The organism is Allonocardiopsis opalescens (assembly GCF_003002095.1).
GTDB classification, from domain to species: Bacteria; Actinomycetota; Actinomycetes; order Streptosporangiales; family Streptosporangiaceae; genus Allonocardiopsis; species Allonocardiopsis opalescens.
The window spans coordinates 317,831-334,015 of sequence record NZ_PVZC01000006.1 but is presented as its reverse complement, the minus strand read 5'-3'; the positions used below and the strand labels follow the sequence as shown (position 1 = coordinate 334,015).

At 75.1% G+C, this 16,185-nt stretch carries 14 protein-coding genes and 1 tRNA gene; 8 read left to right on the top strand and 7 right to left on the bottom strand.

Annotated features, from left to right (window positions below; genetic code table 11):
- The first annotated feature begins 219 nt into the window (after positions 1-219).
- Both CLV72_RS21070 and CLV72_RS21065 read left to right on the top strand, forming a co-directional pair.
- The gene (locus CLV72_RS21070; protein WP_106249156.1) at positions 220-1,206 is read left to right on the top strand and encodes a hypothetical protein; all 987 of its coding nucleotides are present in this window, start codon (positions 220-222) and stop codon (positions 1,204-1,206) included.
- Entirely contained in the window at positions 1,203-2,465 is a 1,263-nt protein-coding gene (locus CLV72_RS21065; RefSeq protein ID WP_146159509.1) for a YcaO-like family protein, read from the top strand. Before CLV72_RS21070 ends, CLV72_RS21065 begins: the two co-directional genes overlap by 4 nt.
- A 14-nt stretch (positions 2,466-2,479) precedes the next feature.
- Here the strand turns inward: CLV72_RS21065 and CLV72_RS21060 are convergent, their stop codons facing one another.
- Complete coding sequence (locus CLV72_RS21060; RefSeq protein WP_245930340.1) at positions 2,480-3,352, bottom strand: SAM-dependent methyltransferase; 873 nt, start codon at positions 3,350-3,352, stop codon at positions 2,480-2,482.
- 107 nt (positions 3,353-3,459) lie between these two features.
- Here CLV72_RS21060 and CLV72_RS21055 point away from each other — a divergent pair, with 107 nt between their 5' ends.
- Together CLV72_RS21055 and CLV72_RS21050 are read left to right on the top strand one after the other, a co-directional pair.
- On the top strand, positions 3,460-4,365 hold the full coding sequence (locus CLV72_RS21055) for a LysR family transcriptional regulator (RefSeq protein WP_106249151.1): 906 nt from the start codon (positions 3,460-3,462) through the stop codon (positions 4,363-4,365).
- 124 nt (positions 4,366-4,489) lie between these two features.
- Positions 4,490-5,587, top strand: a complete 1,098-nt coding sequence (locus CLV72_RS21050) for a tartrate dehydrogenase (protein WP_106249148.1) — start codon at positions 4,490-4,492, stop codon at positions 5,585-5,587.
- A gap of 48 nt (positions 5,588-5,635) precedes the next feature.
- Here the strand turns inward: CLV72_RS21050 and CLV72_RS21045 are convergent, their stop codons facing one another.
- A complete protein-coding gene (locus tag CLV72_RS21045) occupies positions 5,636-7,216 on the bottom strand; it encodes an FAD-binding oxidoreductase (protein ID WP_245930339.1) in 1,581 nt (526 codons plus the stop codon).
- Positions 7,217-7,807: 591 nt separating this feature from the next.
- Positions 7,808-8,341, bottom strand: coding sequence for a DUF4240 domain-containing protein (locus CLV72_RS33700; RefSeq protein ID WP_170141058.1), 534 nt, complete (start codon positions 8,339-8,341; stop codon positions 7,808-7,810).
- 643 nt (positions 8,342-8,984) lie between these two features.
- Between CLV72_RS33700 and CLV72_RS21035 the strand changes: the two genes are divergently transcribed.
- A tRNA-Arg gene (locus CLV72_RS21035) sits at positions 8,985-9,057 on the top strand.
- Positions 9,058-9,259: 202 nt separating this feature from the next.
- Entirely contained in the window at positions 9,260-9,670 is a 411-nt protein-coding gene (locus CLV72_RS21030) for a hypothetical protein (protein WP_106249143.1), read from the top strand.
- 32 nt (positions 9,671-9,702) lie between these two features.
- Here CLV72_RS21030 and CLV72_RS21025 read toward each other — a convergent pair whose 3' ends face one another.
- Complete coding sequence (locus CLV72_RS21025; protein WP_106249140.1) at positions 9,703-10,317, bottom strand: hypothetical protein; 615 nt, start codon at positions 10,315-10,317, stop codon at positions 9,703-9,705.
- 225 nt (positions 10,318-10,542) lie between these two features.
- Here CLV72_RS21025 and CLV72_RS21020 point away from each other — a divergent pair, with 225 nt between their 5' ends.
- Together CLV72_RS21020 and CLV72_RS21015 are read left to right on the top strand one after the other, a co-directional pair.
- The gene (locus CLV72_RS21020) at positions 10,543-10,986 is read left to right on the top strand and encodes an NfeD family protein (RefSeq protein WP_106249137.1); all 444 of its coding nucleotides are present in this window, start codon (positions 10,543-10,545) and stop codon (positions 10,984-10,986) included.
- Positions 10,987-11,035: 49 nt separating this feature from the next.
- Complete coding sequence (locus tag CLV72_RS21015; protein ID WP_106249134.1) at positions 11,036-12,196, top strand: SPFH domain-containing protein; 1,161 nt, start codon at positions 11,036-11,038, stop codon at positions 12,194-12,196.
- A 19-nt stretch (positions 12,197-12,215) separates the two neighbouring features.
- Here the strand turns inward: CLV72_RS21015 and CLV72_RS21010 are convergent, their stop codons facing one another.
- The 3 genes from CLV72_RS21010 to CLV72_RS21000 form a co-directional block, all read right to left on the bottom strand.
- Positions 12,216-13,187 (bottom strand): quinone oxidoreductase family protein, encoded by a 972-nt coding sequence (locus CLV72_RS21010; protein ID WP_106249131.1) that lies wholly within the window; start codon positions 13,185-13,187, stop codon positions 12,216-12,218.
- Between the two features lie 61 nt (positions 13,188-13,248).
- Complete coding sequence (locus CLV72_RS21005; RefSeq protein WP_245930338.1) at positions 13,249-15,249, bottom strand: serine/threonine-protein kinase; 2,001 nt, start codon at positions 15,247-15,249, stop codon at positions 13,249-13,251.
- Between the two features lie 44 nt (positions 15,250-15,293).
- The gene (locus CLV72_RS21000; protein ID WP_170141057.1) at positions 15,294-15,995 is read right to left on the bottom strand and encodes a TetR family transcriptional regulator; all 702 of its coding nucleotides are present in this window, start codon (positions 15,993-15,995) and stop codon (positions 15,294-15,296) included.
- Positions 15,996-16,185 lie beyond the last annotated feature (190 nt).

Below are 16,185 nucleotides of genomic sequence, written 5' to 3'. Positions count from 1 at the left end.
CTCCGGCATCCACGGCATCGGCCTCGCCGTGAAGTGTCGGCGTCGCCGCCGATACGGCGCACCACCACGCACGTGCCGGGGCCGCCCCGACGGCCGGCGCCCGCTCAGGGGCGCTCCTTTCGGGGCGGACGGGTGGGGCGGGGGGCTTTCCGCCTCCCCGCCTTATCCCACCCCGCCGCGCCGCACCCGATCGCACCCACTCCGCCGAAGGGGGAGCACATGCGCGTCGAACCCGACGCGGACGCCGCGGACCGCGACGAGCGGCACCTCACCGAACTGGTGCACGGCCGCCTCACCGCGTTCCTCGGCGGCCACGCCGTGGTGCCGCCGCCGGCCGCGCTGCGGAACCCGGCCTTCCACACCCTCGCGCACGCCGCGCAGCGCGCGACCGGGCGCGGCGCCGCCGACCTCGCCGTCCGGGTCCGCCTCTCCGCCGAACTGGCCGCCGTGGCCGAACGGGTCCGCACCGACCGCGGCGTCGAGCGCGTGCACGAGCGGTGGACGGTCGGGCTGCCCGGCCCCCGCCGCCACCTCAGCCTCAGCCTGCGCCGCGCCACCGGCCGCGCCTCCCTGCTGCCCGGCCTCGACGGCCGCTCCGAGCCGGTCGCGGTGGCCGAGTGGGACGGCGCGCGCCGGGCCGCGCTGCGCGACGCCGCCCGGCTGCTCGGCGACGTGTGGCCCGCCATGCTCGGCGAGCTCGCGGCCGTGGTCCGCGAGGTCGCCCTCCTGGACGGGCCGGGCCTCGACGGCCTCACCGACTTCGCCGCGCACGGCGCCGTCTTCATCGGCGCCGAGCGGCTGCGCGCCCACCCGGACGGCCTGCCCGGTCCGCTGGGCTGCGCCGAGGCGCTGGTGCGCGAGGCCACCCGCACCCGGTGCGACGCCGCCGCCGTCATCGAGCCCTTCCTGCTGCCCGAGGAGCCCGGCGCCTCCGGCGGCCCGCCGGTGCGCGGCCCGCTGCGCGCCGACTCCAGACCGCCGACCGCGCTGCTGCAGCGGGTCGTGGTGGCGGCCCGCACGGTCGAGCTCTACGACCGGAGCCTGCGCGCCGGGGCCGGGGGCGCCGGCGCGCCGCGGCGCCGGGCCGCGCTCGCCGAGCGCGGCGCCCGCGACTCCGCCGCCCTGCGCGTGAGCGCCGGCGCGCTCAGCCCGCGCGGCCGCGAGCTCGCCGAGGAGGCGTCGAAGCTGCTGGAGTGGTCCGGATGACCGGCGCGCTGCGCACCCGCGAGGCGGCGCCGCCCGGTCGCATCGGGCTGGCCGCCGGCCGCTGGCCGGTGCACGTCTTCCGCCCGTTCGCGCGGCTCGACCGCCTGGTCGTCGGGCGGGCCACCGCCCACGCCCCCGGCCTGGCCCCCAACGGCGCCGCGGGCGGCCGCCGGGTGCTGGTCGGCGCGGCGGCGGGCGAGAACGTCGTCTCGGTGACCCTGCGCGCCAGGGCCGGGCTGCTGGAGCGGGTGCACGCCGCCGTCGCCGGCCGCCGCGCCGCGGCCGGCGGACCGCCCGGCTCGGTCCTCGGCCGCTTCGACCGGCTGCGCGCGGCCGGCCGCCCCGCGCTCGACCCGCTCGACTGGCCCGAGCTGGCCGGGCACCCCGAAGCGCGCTCGGCCGAGACGCTGTGGCTGCCGGGGGAGTCGCTGACCGGCCTCGGCCCGGTCCTGGTGCCCGCCTGGGCGGTGCACCTGCGGACCTCGCCCGCCCCCGGCGAGCCGCCGTGGCCGCTTCCCGGCATCAGCGGACTCGGCGCGCACACCGGCCAGAACGCGGCGGCCCGGCACGCCGTGCTGGAACTGCTGGAGCACGACCTCCTCGCCCGCGCCTGGTACGGCGGCGCCCCGCGCGTCCTGCTCACCGGCCCCGACCCCCTGCCCGAGCCGCTGCGGGCCGGGCTGGCCGCGGCCGGCCTGGCCACCACCTTCCTGCTGCTGCCCGGAGCCCGGCGCACCGCGTGCCTGCTGTGCTGCCTGCACGACCCCGACGGCCGCTGGCAGACCTTCGGCGCCCGCGCCCTCGGCGACCCCGGCGCGGCCCCGACCGCCGCCGAGGCGGCGCGCTCGGCGGTCTACGAGGCGCTGCTGGTGCGGTGGAGCCTGGACAGCCCGGCGGCCCGCGCCGTCGCCGACCGACTCAGGGCCGGGCGGGGCTCCCGCCTGCACGGCCCCCTGGAACACGCCCTGCACGCCTTCCGCGCCAGGCACGCGCTCGACCACTTGGCCAGGGGCGCCGGCAGCGCGCCCTGGCCCGGCCCCGGCGGCGCCTCCGCCGCCGGCTCGGCCCGGGGGCTGGCCCGCGCCCTGGCCGACCGCACCGGCCGCGACGTCGTCCGCGTCGACACCACCGCGCCCGGGGTCGGCCCGACCGGCACGGTGGTCGTGCGCGCGGTCGCCCCCGGCGCGCGGCTGCCGCCGGCCGCCGAGCCGCTGCCGGCCGCCGACCCCGCGGCCGCGCCCCCGCACCCCTTCGGCTGAGTGCGCCGCCAGGCTCAGGGCTTGCGGCCGACGCCGCCGATGTAGAGGTGGTGCACGGGGCTGTCGGCCGGTGTCTCGTCGTCGGGGCGCCACTCGTTGACCGGCACCAGCCCGGGATCGACCAGTTCGAGTCCGTGGAAGTAGCGGCGCTGGTCCGGCCAGGTGCGGAAGCGGCCGGTGCCCAGGCCCTTGTCCAGCAGGGCCTTCTCGATCTCGCGCGCGCGGGGGTCGCCGCTGTCGTGGAAGTTGGCGATGGCCAGGTAGGAGCCGGACGGGACCCGGTCGCGGATCGCCGCGGCCACCGCCACCGGGTTCTGGTGGTCGTGCAGGTGGTGCAGCACACTGGCGATGAGCACGCCGACCGGGCGCTCGAAGTCGATCAGCCGGAGGGTGTCGGGATTGGTGAAGATGCCCTCGGGTTCGAGGAGGTCGGCGGTGATGACGGTGGTCGCGCCGCTGTCGTCCAGCAGCGCGCGGCCGTGCGCCAGCACGATGGGGTCGTTGTCGACGTAGACGACCCTGGCGCCCGGGTTCGCCTCCCGGGCGAACTCGTGCACATTGCTGCTGGTCGGCAGGCCGGAGCCAATGTCGATGATCTGGTCGATCCCCGCCTCGGCGACCAGGAAGCGCACCACGCGCTTGATGAAGAAGCGGTTGTCGAAGGGCATCGAGGCGGCGCCCTCGATCGACAGGAAGGCGTCGCCGGGGACGCGGTCGACGGCGAAGTTGTCCTTGCCGCCGAGCACGTAGTCGTAGACGCGGGCGATCGAGGCGGTGCTGGTGTCGATCGGGGTGGCCAGCCACGACTCGTCGAAGGTCTCGCGGGCGATGGCGTCCCCGGTATCGGGAGCGGTGGAGTCGGTCATGGCGGCGGCCATCTCTTCCATCGAAGGGGTGAAGATCTCCCATTTTCGCGGAAGTCACGGCCGCATACCCGCAATTGGCACGATTCGGTAGGAGTGGGGCCGGCGCACCGCCGGACCGGGGAGGTGACGTGGACGCCAGGCAACTGGAGTACTTCGTGGCGATCGCCGAGCACGGCGGCTTCAGCCGCGCGGCCGCCGCGCTGCACATCGCGCAGCCCTCGCTGTCGCAGGCGATCGCGAATCTGGAGGCCGAGCTGGGCGTGCCGCTGTTCCACCGCACCGGGCGCGGCGTCACCCTCAGCCGCGCCGGACGGCGGCTGCTGGGGCCCAGCCGCCAGGTGCTGCGTGACCTGGCCGCGGTGCGCGACGCCTCGGCCGCGCTGACCGGGCTGCGGCAGGGCACCCTGGACCTGGCCGCCATGCCCTCGCCCGGCATCGAGCCCTTCGGCGCGCTGGTGCGGCGCTTCGCCCGGCGCAGCCCGGAGGTCACGATCAGCGCCACGGCGGCCTTCACCCCCGGCGAGACGGTCGAGCTGGTCCGCGACGGCGCCTGCGAGCTGGGGCTGCTCGGCGCCGCCGGCCGGGTGGCCGCGCCGGGGCTGGACGTGCTGGACATCGAGGAGCAGCCCTTCGTCGTGGTGGCCGCCCCCGGCGGGCCGGTGCGCGACGGCGTGCCGGTGGCGGCGGCCGGCCTGGCCGGGCTGCGGCTGATCGTGGCCGGCCGCGGCAGCACGATGCGCGGCGTGGTCGACGGGATGATCGCCGAGGGCGCCGACCTGCGGATCGCCGCTGAGGTCGGCCACCGCACCTCGATCCTGCCGCTGGTGCTGGCCGGCGTCGGCGCGGCCGTGCTGCCGGACGCCTGGACCGCGCTGGCACGGCGCTGCGGCGCGGTGGCCGCGCCGGTCGAGCACGGCGCCCGGCTGCGGGTCGCGCTGGTCAGCAGGCGCGGCCACCTCACCCCCGCCGCCCGCGCCTTCCTGGGCACCGCGCGCCGGCTGGCCGCCGAGCGGCTGCCGGAGGTGCGCGGATAGGCGGCGCCTATCGCGCCCATCGGCAACCGGTCTTGGACGCGCGGCGCCGCGGCCGCTTGACTCGGAAGCCGCGGCGCCGCTCCGCCGGCGCCGTCCGTACCGCCGACCCCGGGAGGGCCAGCCCGTGACCGCCGATCCGTCCCCGACCCCGGCCCGCTACCGCATCGCCGCCATCCCCGCCGACGGCGTGGGCGCCGAGGTGGTCGCCGCCGGGCGCTCCGTGCTCGACGCGCTGGCCGCCGGCTCCGGCGGCGCCTTCTCCTTCGACTGGACGGAGTTCCCCTGGGGCTCGCGGTACTACGCCGAGACCGGCGCCATGATGGCCGACGACGGCCTGGACCGGCTCAAGGAGTTCGACGCGATCTACTTCGGCGCCGTCGGCTGGCCCACCGTGCCCGACCACATCAGCCTGTGGGGGCTGCGGCTGCGCGTCTGCCAGGGCTTCGACCAGTGGGCCAATGTCCGCCCGGTGCGCTTTCTGCCCGGTGTGCTCAGCCCGCTGCGCGCCGCCGACCGCGCCGAGCTGGACTGGGTGGTGGTCCGGGAGAACAGCGAGGGCGAGTACGCCGGCTTCGGCGGCCGCAACTTCGCCGGGCGCGGCGCGGGCGGCGAGGTCGCGGTGCAGAGCTCGGTCTTCACCGAGACGGGCTGCGAGCGGATCATCCGCTTCGCCTTCGACCTGGCCCGCACTCGGGAGCGCCGCAAGGTCTCCAGCGTCACCAAGAGCAACGCCCAGCAGTACGGCATGGTGCTGTGGGACGAGGTGTTCCGCCGGGTGGCCGCCGACTACCCCGACGTGGAGACCGAGAGCGTGCTGGTGGACGCGATGGCGGCGAAGTTCGTGCTGCGGCCCGAGGAGCTGTCCGTGGTGGTCGCCTCCAACCTCAACGCCGACATCCTGTCCGACCTCGGCAGCGCGCTGGCCGGCAGCCTGGGCCTGGCCGCCAGCGCCAACCTCAATCCGGAGCGGGCCTGGCCGAGCATGTTCGAGCCGGTGCACGGCTCCGCCCCCGACATCGCCGGGCAGGGCGTGGCCAACCCGATCGGAGCGGTGGGCAGCGCGGCGATGATGCTGGACCACTTCGGCCTGTCCGAGCAGGCCGGGCGGCTGAACCGGGCCATCGCCGCCACCACGGCCGCCGGGGTGCTGCCGCGCGACCTCGGTGGCAGGGCGTCCACGGCCGAGGTGACGGCGGCGATCATCGACGCGCTGGCGGACTGAGGCGTCGGGCGGGTCCGGGCGGCGGGCGTCCGCCCGGACCCGCCGCGCCTACCGCTCCGCGCCCGGCAGGCGGACCGACTGGGCGCTGCGGAAGACGTTGTCGGGGTCCCAGTACGCCTTGGCGCGCTGGAGGCGCTGGTAGTTGTCGCCGTAGTACAGCCGGTAGCAGTCCTGGCCGGACTCGTTCCACTCCGGGTCGTTCAGGTCGACGTCGGGGTAGCCGATGTAGCAGCCGTCCGTCGCCGACACCTTCCGCTCCGGGCCCTGCCTGACCGGAACGCCGCCGGTGTCGCTGTACATCGTCTTGTACAACCGGCGGATCCAGGCCAGCTCGGCCTCGCCGGCGCCCGGCGCGGGCCAGTAGACCTGGTGCTGGAGCTTGATGATGGAGCTGCGCTGGTCGACGGCCGTCGCGTCGGGGGCCGGTACGTTGACCTGGGAGCCGTAGGAGTCGATCTGCACGACGGCGTCGCGCTTGACGCCCGGCCCCAGGTCCTCGGTGAGGGCGTCCCACATCGCGTCGATGTGGTGGTCGGGCAGCGGCCGCTGCATGTAGGCCGACTTGTGCTTGCCGCAGCGGTTGTTGTCGACCGGGCCGAGCAGCTTCTCCACGGTGTCCCACGGCAGCGGCGTGGGCGTGTGCAGGCCGCTGAAGGCCGGGTACTCGCCGTAGCCCTCCGTCAGCGGCTCCAGCGCGAGTTCGGCGTGCGGTCCGTCGGTCATCGCGTCGTGGAACTCCGTCATGAGCCGGTCGGCGTCGGGGACGCTCGCATCGATCTGCGCGATGAGGCCGATCTTGTCCTGGGTGGCGTGGTTGAGCAGCAGGATCGCGAACAGGGCGCCGAAGGGGTCGTCGGGCTCGCTGTGCCGCTCGAAGAAGTCGCCGAAGTTCTGCACGATCCGGGTGAAGGACGGCTTGTCGATGCCGCTCCACTTCCAGCCGCCCGCGCTCAGGATCACGTGCTCGGGCGCGGTCGGCAGGCCCCTGAACCACATCCGGGTGAGCACGCCGAAGTTGCCGCCGCCGCCCCCGGTGTGCGCCCACCACAGGTCGTTGAGGGCGATGTCGTCGGTGTCGCTGGACGCGCGGACCAGCTCGACCCGGCCGTCGCGCACGACCGCCACCTCAACCGCGTACAGGTAGTCTACGGTGAGCCCGTACTGGCGCGAGAGCAGGCCGAAGCCGCCGGCCGGCACGTGGCCGCCCGCGCCGACGGAGGGGCACGAGCCGCCGGGCAGCACCTTGCCGGTGGTGAGGAAGAGGCGCTTGCGCAGGTCGCCGTTGGTCGCCCCGGCCTCGATGCAGACGGCGCCCATCTCCTCGTCGGGGTAGATCCCGTTCATCAGCGAGACGTCGATGATCATGCGCACGTCGGGGGCGCAGACGAAGTTCTCGTAGCAGTGGCCGCCCGAGCGGACGGTGATCCTGTCCTTGCCGGGGTGCCGCGGGGACTCCTGAACGGCCTCCTGCAGTGCGGCCGCCGCCTCCTGGGGGGTCGCGACCAGCCGGACGTACTCGGGGCGCGCGTGCCAGCGGGGGTTGAAGCCCCGGCTGACCGAGGGGTAGCGCGTATCGTCCGGCAGGATCCTGATGCCGGCGGGGTCGGGGGCGGGCGGGTCGACGGACAAGTGATTCCTCCTCGTGGATTCGCCCCGCCGCCCGGGCACCGGGGCGGGTCGGCCCGGTGGACCGGCGGATGGGGCGGTGGCGGTCTGCGCGGCCCGCCGCCGGCGGGGGACCGGCGGCGGGGTCTTCCGGGCGCGGGACGATGCCGTCCCGCTCGGGAGGGGGTGTTGGGGCGAGGGCCGGTCGTGGGCGAAGGTCGGGCATCGGGACCAGCGCGCCCGTGCCACGCGTCGAGGCGTCGGGGAAGTGGCGCCCCGACTCCGCGGTTGGTCACGCTGGGTGATTGATGTATTCCTCGGCTGCGAGCCGAAAATCCCGCGCCGCCGTATCGGTCAGCATTGCGGTGCTCCGGAACGCGGCGGCGACGGCGGAAAAGCCGCGATCTGGCGCAGTCCGATCCGGACCACCGGCCACGAACCAGCGGCTACCAGGCCGAAATCGCCGAGTGGGCCGCGCCGTCCGCAACCCGGGTCTTCTGCCCGCCCTGCCGGTACCGGCCCGGGCCGAGGGCGGCCGGGACGCCTCCGCGCACCGGCCCGGCGCGGGCGCCCCCCCGGCCCCGGGTGCGGCCCGCGGCGGGCCGGCGCGGCCGCTCAGTCGAAGGAGTCCAGGGAGGCGTCGGCCAGTTCGTCGGCGCCGGGGGCCACCCGGGCCGCGAGTCTGGGGTAGCGCCGGGCCAGGTCCTCGAACGGGGTCCGGTAGGGGGCGGGGGTGTCGGCGGCCGCCGGCTCGGGCAGCTGTGAACCGGTCGCCCGCTCGTAGGCGTAGCGGGCGGCGGAGCCGAAGGTGTCGCCGCCCCAGGGGTCCAGCTCGTCCAGGTCGGCCAGGCTCTCGGGGTCGGCGACGACCAGTTCGTACACGACGCGGCCCCGCGAGATCAGCCAGCAGCGGAAGTCGCGGAAGCCCTCCGCGCTGTAGCCGCCCTCGATCAGGGCGGCGGCGCCCCACAGCTCACCGGTGAGCGCGCTGTCGAGATAGGAGTCGAAGACCGATTGGAAGGCGACGATGCGCTCGGGGTCGTCCAGCGCCACCAGCAGGTCGGCCAGCAGGTCGGTCTGCCGCTCGATCTGGCCCTCGGCCGAGACATAGGTGTGGTTGACGAGGTCCCAGAACTCCTCCGTGTCCACTGCCACTCCTTCGCACGTCGACGACCTCGCGCTTCCACCCTACGGGTGCCGGCGGCGGCGCGGCGGGCGCGGGCGCCGATTCGCCCCGCTGCGCGGCCCGCGGCGCCACGCCGGGGCGGCCGGAGTCGGCCAGGTCAGGACACCTTGGAACGGACGGCCGAAACCTACTTGAGCATGGGCCATAACTGGATATATATAAGCGTTATCAGCAGTGAGGTCACTGTCCGCAACCGGCACCCGCAGCGGCCGCGCATCGAGGCGCCGTCCAGGGGCGCCGCAGGCGCGGACGGCGGCCGGAGCGGGGCCCGCGGACCCGCGCGGCGAGCGCGCATACCCGGCATCTGGTTCCACGCCGGGCCGACCGGGCCTCTAGAGTGGCGCCGCGGTGCCGTGCTCGGCGGACCCGACATAACGGGTCACTATCGGTCTAACCGTGAAAAACCGGGGGACTCTTCGCTAAGCTTGCGGCAGTCTCATGGTGCGGATGAGACCCGCACACCCGGAGCCGCCCGCCCCGGGTATGCACCCGCGGCCGCCCGCCGTCCAGCGCGGTGCGGCACAGCGCCCAGGTGACCTGCCTAACAGTCAAATGCGCAGGTCACGCATGCAATAGGGCCAAGCCTGGCCTGCACAATTGAAACGGGCCCTCGTAGCTCAGAGGACAGAGCGGCGGACTTCTAATCCGTTGGTCGCAGGTTCGATTCCTGCCGGGGGCGCCCGAACCTCTGGCCGACCCTGCTCGCACGCTGCGCGTGCTCGCCGGGTCGGTTCTGTCATTCTCCCGGGGGGACGACCCCCCGGAGCCCCCCGGCTGCGCGGCTGCGCCGCGCCCGGTGGCCTGGGGGCGCGCTCGGCGATCAGCCCGGGGGTCGGTGTGCGGAGCGCTGCCGTTAGATTGCGCGGGAGCGGAGGTGCGCGGTGCGGACGGACTGGGACTATGCCCTGGCGACGCGGATCCTGAAGGAGAAGCGGCTGGAGCTGAGGCCGGCGATCCGGCTGACCGTGCCGGTGCTGGCGGCGATGGGCGAGCGGCGCTACCGGCTCGCCCAGCCGAAGCGGGAGCCCACCGAGTTCCAGGTCACCATGCGCGACATCTTCCTGTGGAGTTATGTCGAACGGGGAGCGCGGGACCCGGAGTCCGACGTCCAGGTGCAGCGGCAGTTCACGGTCGGGTTCCAGTGGACGGTCACCTCCGAGCCCGACAACCGGGCCCAGATCAGCCTCGTCGTCTACGCCGACCGGAAGGCCGGACTGCTCCAGGGCCCCGGCCGCGACTACCCGGCCACCTGCAAGGGGTGGTTCCTCATGCTGACCGGGATGCGGATCTGAGCTCCGATGCGGGGCCGCCCGCGGGCCCCGGCTCAGCCCGCCATGGTGCGGGCCTGGTTCACCTGGCCCAGGACGTAGCCGATCTCGTGGGCGGCGGTGATGGGGACGGCCGTGGTGTGGTACAGGCCGTTTCCGTGCACGGTCACCTGGATGTGGCCGCGCACGACCTGTTCGCGCATGAGCAGGAAGAGCAGGCTGAAGACCGAGATGACGAAGACCATCGCGACGCTGAGCACGATGCCGGCCGCCGACACCCGGTAGCGGGTGAAGGTGAGGTCGTTGACGATCCAGTTGGTGCCCGCCAGCGGCACGGTCCCGGCCGGGGTGGCGACGTACTCGCGCGACACCGAGATGTCGCCGATCCGCAGCAGCGGAGGCTCGGGCCAGGCGGCGGCCGTGAAGGCCGGCATCTCCGGATCGGTGGGGTGGTCGGTGGGATCGCCCTGCCCGGCGGCGAGGCGCTCCAGGTACGCGGGGTCGGCGAAGTCGGCGGAATCGGCGGTGTAGGGGCTGCCGGGGGCGTTCGTCCAGTAGTGGCCGTCCGGCGGCGGGCCCCCGGGGAGCGGGCCCGGATGGCCGTAGGGGTATCCCGCCGGGTCCTGGTAGCGGTGGTCGCCCTCGCCCGGCTGATCGGGGTAATGGCTCACCCTGACGAGTCTCGCAGAACTCCGCCCGGCTCCCAAGCGGGTCCGCTGGCCGGAAGCAGACGGCGGCCCCGGCTCCGGCGGGGAACCCGGCGCGAGGTTGGCCAGAGAGGTGCGAAGGTGGATAGGCTTCAAGCAGCGGACGCCGAAGAAACGGCGCGTCCGGCTCGCCGGGCCACCGCGCGGTCCTCGACGGCGTCGCGAGACGCGGGTGCAAGGGGGTCCGAAATGCCCTACTGGGTCATCTGGCTCATCGCCGCGGGCCTGCTCGGCATCGCGGAGATGTTCACCCTCACGCTCGCCCTCGGACTCATCGCCATCGCCGCCCTCGTCGCGGGCATCGTCGGCGCCGTGGGCGTGGGCTTCGCCGGGCAGGTCGTCGCCTTCGTCATCGCCGCGGCCGCCGGCCTGCTGGTGGTCAGGCCGATAGCCAAGCGCCACATCAAGGAGCCGCCGGTGCTGCGCACCGGAGTCGCCGCCCTGGTCGGCCGCTCGGCGGAGGTCACCGAGGAGGTCACCGGCTCCAGCGGCCGCGTCCGGCTGGCCGGCGAGGACTGGAGCGCCCGCGCCTACGACGAGACCCTGGTCATCCCGGCGGGCGCCACCGTGGACGTGATGGAGATCGACGGCGCCACCGCCGTCGTCTACCCGCGCGAGCCGCTGCCATCGTGACCGCGCGCCCGGCCGGTCGCCGAACCGGGCACTGAAGGGACTGGACCCAATGTTCTTCTGGGAAATCGTCGGGGTCGTCATCGCGGTGCTCGCGGTGGCCTTCGTGGTCCGCACGGTGCGCATCGTGCCGCAGGCGCGCGCCGGGATCGTGGAGCGTCTCGGCCGCTACAGCCGCACCCTCGAACCGGGGCTGAACTTCGTCATCCCGATCGTCGACCGGGTGCACCGCCCGCTGATCGACATGCGCGAGCAGGTGTACTCCTCCCGCCCGCAGCCGGTGATCACCGAGGACAACCTGGTGGTGAACATCGACACGGTGCTGTACTACCAGGTCACCGACCCGCGGGCCGCCACCTACGAGGTGGCCAGCTACCTGCAGGCCATCGACCAGCTCACCGTCACCACCCTGCGCAACGTCATCGGCGGCATGGACCTGGAGCGCACCCTCACCTCGCGCGACGAGATCAACAACCGGCTGCGCGGGGTGCTGGACGAGGCGACGGGCAAGTGGGGCATCCGGGTGAACCGGGTGGAGATCAAGGCCATCGACCCGCCGCCCTCCATCAAGGAGGCGATGGAGAAGCAGATGCGCGCCGAGCGCGACAAGCGCGCCGCGATCCTCACCGCCGAGGGCTCCCGGGCGTCGAAGATCCTGACCGCCGAGGGCGAGAAGGCCAGCGCGATCCTGACCGCCGAGGGCGAGAAGCAGGCCGCCATCCTGCGGGCCGACGGCGAGTCGCAGGCCATCGAGCGCGTCTTCCAGTCCATCCACGCCAATGACGCCGACCCCAAGCTGCTCGCCTACCAGTACCTGCGCACCCTGCCGGCGCTCGCCGAGGGCGAGAACACCACCTTCTTCGTGATCCCCGGCGAGTTCACCAGCGCGGTGCAGGCCGTCAGCAAGGCCTTCACCGGCGACACCGCCGAGTCCGACGAGCGGGTGGCGCGGCTGAGCGCCGCCTACCAGGAGGAGCAGCGGCGGCGCCGCGAGGCCGGGCAGCTCGGCCGCGGCCCGGGCCAGCTGCCCGCCGGCACCTCGGACGCGGCGGCTGAGGCCGCCGAGGCGGTGGAGGTGGCCAAGGCCGAGGCGGCCGCGGCCGCCCAGGGCCGCACCGGTGGCGGCGCCGCCCCGGCCGAGCCGCAGATGCCCGCCGGCGCGCAGCAGCCGCCCGACGAACCCGCCGGCGACGGCCGCGGCCCGGCCCGCTAGCGCGCCCGGCCCGAGCGGCTCAGCGGACGAGCAGGATGCTCTTGCCGGTGGTCCGGCGCCCGGTCAGGTCCTCGTGGGCCCGGCCGGCGTCGGCCAGCGGGTAGCGCGCGTTCACCCGCACGTCGAGCCGCCCCGCCCGGATCCACTCGAACAGCTCGCGGCTGCGGGTCAGCAGCTCCGCGCGGTCGGCGATGTAGTGCGCGAGGGTGGGGCGGGTCAAAAAGACCGAGCCCGCCGCGTTCAGCCGCTGCAGCTCCACCGGCGGTACCACCCCGCTGGCCTGGCCGAAGACGGCGAGCAGCCCGCGCGGGCGCAGCGAGGCCAGGCTCGCGTCGAAGGTCGCCGCCCCCACGCCGTCGTAGACCACGGCCACCCCCGCGCCGCCGGTCAGCTTCCGCACGGCGGTGTCGACGGGCTCCTCGGTGTACCGGATCACCTCGTCGGCTCCGGCCGCCCGCGCCACCGCCTCCTTCTCGGCGGTGGACACGGTGCCGATGACGCGGCCGCCGTGCAGTTTGACCAGCTGGGTCAGCAGCAGCCCCATGCCGCCCGCGGCGGCGTGCACCAGTACGTCGTCGCCCTCGCGGACGGTGTGGGCGGTGCGGGTCAGGAAGTGGGCGGTCATGCCCTGCAGCAGCGCGGCCGCGGCCAGCTCGGTGGAGACGCCGTCGGGCAGCGGTACGGCGCGGTCGGCCGGGATCACCGCGCGCTCGGCGTAGCTGCCGGGCAGCATCACCCAGCCGACGCGGTCGCCCACCGCGAGCCCGGACACCCCGGCGCCGAGCGCGCTGACCGTGCCGGCCCCCTCCATGCCCGGGGTGAAGGGCGCCGGCAGCGGGTACAGGCCGCTGCGGTGGTAGACGTCGATGAAGTTCACCCCGCTGGCGGCGACGTCGACCGCGATCTCGCCGGGCCCCGGCACCGGGTCGGCGGTCTCCCGCACCCGCAGCACCTCGGGGCCGCCGGGCTCCTCCACCACGACTGCGCGCATGATCTCGCCGTTCCTCCCCGTCAGGGCGGCGCGCCGGCGGAGGACCCCGCCGGCCGCCGCGTCACTCGGCCGCTTCGATGGTGCAGAGCAGGTAGTTGTCGAAGGCGACGATGGTGTCGTCGCCGCTGCCGCTGGACCGGGTGACGAGCAGTCCGGTGCCGCCGCCCTCGGGATCCGTGGCCCCGGGCAGCGGCTCGGAGTCGACGGCCTCCAGCACCGGCTCGTCGTTGACCCACAGCCGCAGCCGCACCGAGCTGTCGACCGTCTCGCAGGCGGCCTGGAGCAGGTTGCTCGCCTCCAGGGTGGTGTCGAGCCCGGGCACGCCGGTGGCGGTGGCCAGCTCTGTGGTGCCCTCGGCGGCCGAGACCCGGCGGATCAGCGCGCCCTGGCCGTCGACGCGGACCAGGAACTCGTAGCGGGTCTCCAGTTCGGCGTCGTCGCTGTCCATGGTGAAGCAGGACATGCCGTACTCGGCGTAGTCGGGGCCCGCCTCGACGTGGGCGTCGACCTCCATGTAGAGGTTCTTGGGGAAGAGGCCGCCCCCGGGGCTCAGGACGTGCTGGACGCCGCCGTCGACCTCCTCCCGGATGTAGTAGCGCCCGTCGAGGTAGCCGTAGTAGCTGGCGGCGCTCCCGGCCTCGTAGCCGGAGGAGCCGGGCCAGTCGCTGTCGGTGTCCTCGAAGACGTCGGCGTAGAAGCTCTGCCGGTTCTGCGGCGGGCCGCTGGGGCCCCACGGGTTCATCACCAGGACGGCGGCGGCCACCAGTACGAGCACCAGGGCGACGGCCCCGCCGCCGATCAGCAGCGTCCGCCGGGAGGCCCCGCCCCGCCCGGGCGGCCGCCCGCCCGCGGCCGGCCCCGGCAGGGGCGGCTGCGGACCCGAGGGCCCGCCCAGGGCCGGGTTCGGGCCGGACGGGCCCGCCTCCGGCGGCCGCGGGCCCCACGCTTCGGTCGGCTGCCCGCCGGACGGACCCTGCCAGGACTGCTGCGGACCCGGCATCGGATGGGTGGGCGGAAGGACCGCCTGTGCGGGCGGCTCGGCGAACCGCCCGGCCGGCTCCGGCGCGCTGGCGTGCACCACCTCGGTGGTGCCCGGCTGCTCGGACACGGGGGCGGGCCGGCCCTGCGGCGCGGTGCCGGCCGGCGCCGTCCAGGCGGTGCCGGTGGCCGGCGGACGCTGCGCCGGGCCGGGGGCGGCGAAGCCGGCCGCCAGGGTGCGGTTGATGGTGTCGGGGCTGGTGTCGCCGACGAGGTGGTTCAGCACGTCCTGCGCGCTGGGCCGCTGCAGCGGGTCCTTGCTCAGCGCCCGCTCCACCAGGCCGCGCAGCGCGGGGTCGAGCCGGCCGAGATTGGGCTCGCTGTGCGCGACGTTGTAGAGCACGGCCGGGACGGTGGGGGCGTCGAAGGGCGCGCTGCCCTCCCCGGCGTAGGCGACCAGGCAGCCCCAGGAGAAGATGTCGGAGGCCGGCGAGGGCTCGCCGCCGGCGATCAGCTCGGGGGCGAGGTAGGCGGGGGTGCCGAGCAGCTGGCCGGTCTTGGTGGCGTCGCCGACGGTGTCCAGCGCGCGGGCGATGCCGAAGTCGATCACCCGCGGCCCGACGGTGGACAGCAGCACATTGGCCGGCTTGAGGTCGCGGTGGATGACGCCGGCGTTGTGGATGGCGACCAGCGCGGAGGCGACGCCCACGGCCAGCCCCTCCAGGGTGGCGCCGCGCATCACGCCGTCGCGCTGCACGGCCTCGGCGAGGTTCGGGCCGTCCACGAACTCGGTGACCACGAACAGGGGCTCGCCGTCGAGCCGGGCGTCGATCACCGGGGCGGTGCAGAAGCGGGCCACCCGCTGCGCGGAGCGCACCTCGCGCTGGAATCGCGCCCGGAAGGCGGCGTCGTCGGCCAGTTCGGTGTTGATGATCTTGACGGCGACCGGGTGGCCCTGCGGGTCGTCCGCCAGGTACACGGTGCCCATGCCGCCGCGTCCGAGCCGGGCGGTGATCCGGTAGGGGCCCAGCGCCCTGGGGTCGTTCGGACGCAGCGGGTTGCCGCGGGGGGTGCCGTTCGCCACCGTTGCTCGATCCTTGGAGGAAGGGGGAGGCCGTCGCGCTTAGCTTAGGGGGATTCACCCGTAATGGCGCGCGGGTCCCCGGCGCCGGAAGCGGACGCCGTGCCCTGGTCGGAGGGCTCGCGCACCGCCACGAGCGCCATCGTGCGGTCCAGGTCGGACAGCAGGCCCTCAAGGGTGGCCGGCGGCCGGTCCGCCCACGTCTGGAGCGCCACCCGGAACGCGGCGGCGAACACCCGCGCTGTCAGCTCGGCGCGCAGCGGCGCCTCCGGGTCCTCCGCCCGGCGGTCGAGCACCCCGGCGACCAGCGCGCGGTCGACGCCGGCGGCGCGGAACAGCTGGCGGGCCGCCAGCGCCGGGTTGTCGCGCAGCACCCACTGCACCTTCGCGAAGCGCTCCACACTGGCGGGCCCGCCGGTCCCGCAGTGGGCGGTCAGCGCCGTCCGCGCCGCGGCGTGCAGCGCGGCCAGCGGCGGCTCCTGCGCCGGGCGGGCGCGCAGCGCCTCGGTGATGGCCGCGCCCAGCTCCCCGAACGGGGTCAGCACCACTTCGTCCTTGTTCGGGAAGTAGCGGAAGAAGGTGCGCTGCGAGACGCCGACCGCGGCCGCGACGGCGTCGACGGTCGTCGTCTCGTAGCCGTGTTCGAGGAAGAGGTCGAGGGCGGCGTCGATCAGCGCCAGCCGGGTGCGCCGCTTCTTGTAGGCGCGGACTCCGGGGACCCCTCTGTGCCGCTGTGTCCGTACCGTCATGGCGACCTCCCGCGGGTGCCGGTCCAGGCAGAGCCACGAGTGTGCCATACCGGACCGTGCTCGCGCCGCCCCCGAACGTGGCCGATCTGCGCTACCATCGACGGTATCGAACGCATGTTCGATGGACTGGCGCCGGCCGGTCCGGCGGCCCCTCCGGGGCGCCGGCGCGTGCGCGCCACGGCCGAGGGGA

Excerpts from the sequence above, each read along its gene's own strand:
- CLV72_RS21015 (WP_106249134.1), top strand. The coding sequence starts at position 11,036 with ATGTTCTTCTGGGAAATCGTCGGGGTCGTCATCGCGGTGCTCGCGGTG.
- CLV72_RS21065 (WP_146159509.1), top strand. The coding sequence starts at position 1,203 with ATGACCGGCGCGCTGCGCACCCGCGAGGCGGCGCCGCCCGGTCGCATC.
- CLV72_RS21000 (WP_170141057.1), bottom strand. The coding sequence starts at position 15,995 with ATGACGGTACGGACACAGCGGCACAGAGGGGTCCCCGGAGTCCGCGCC.
- CLV72_RS21020 (WP_106249137.1), top strand. The coding sequence starts at position 10,543 with ATGCCCTACTGGGTCATCTGGCTCATCGCCGCGGGCCTGCTCGGCATC.
- CLV72_RS21070 (WP_106249156.1), top strand. The coding sequence starts at position 220 with ATGCGCGTCGAACCCGACGCGGACGCCGCGGACCGCGACGAGCGGCAC.
- CLV72_RS21010 (WP_106249131.1), bottom strand. The coding sequence starts at position 13,187 with ATGCGCGCAGTCGTGGTGGAGGAGCCCGGCGGCCCCGAGGTGCTGCGG.
- CLV72_RS21060 (WP_245930340.1), bottom strand. The coding sequence starts at position 3,352 with ATGGAAGAGATGGCCGCCGCCATGACCGACTCCACCGCTCCCGATACC.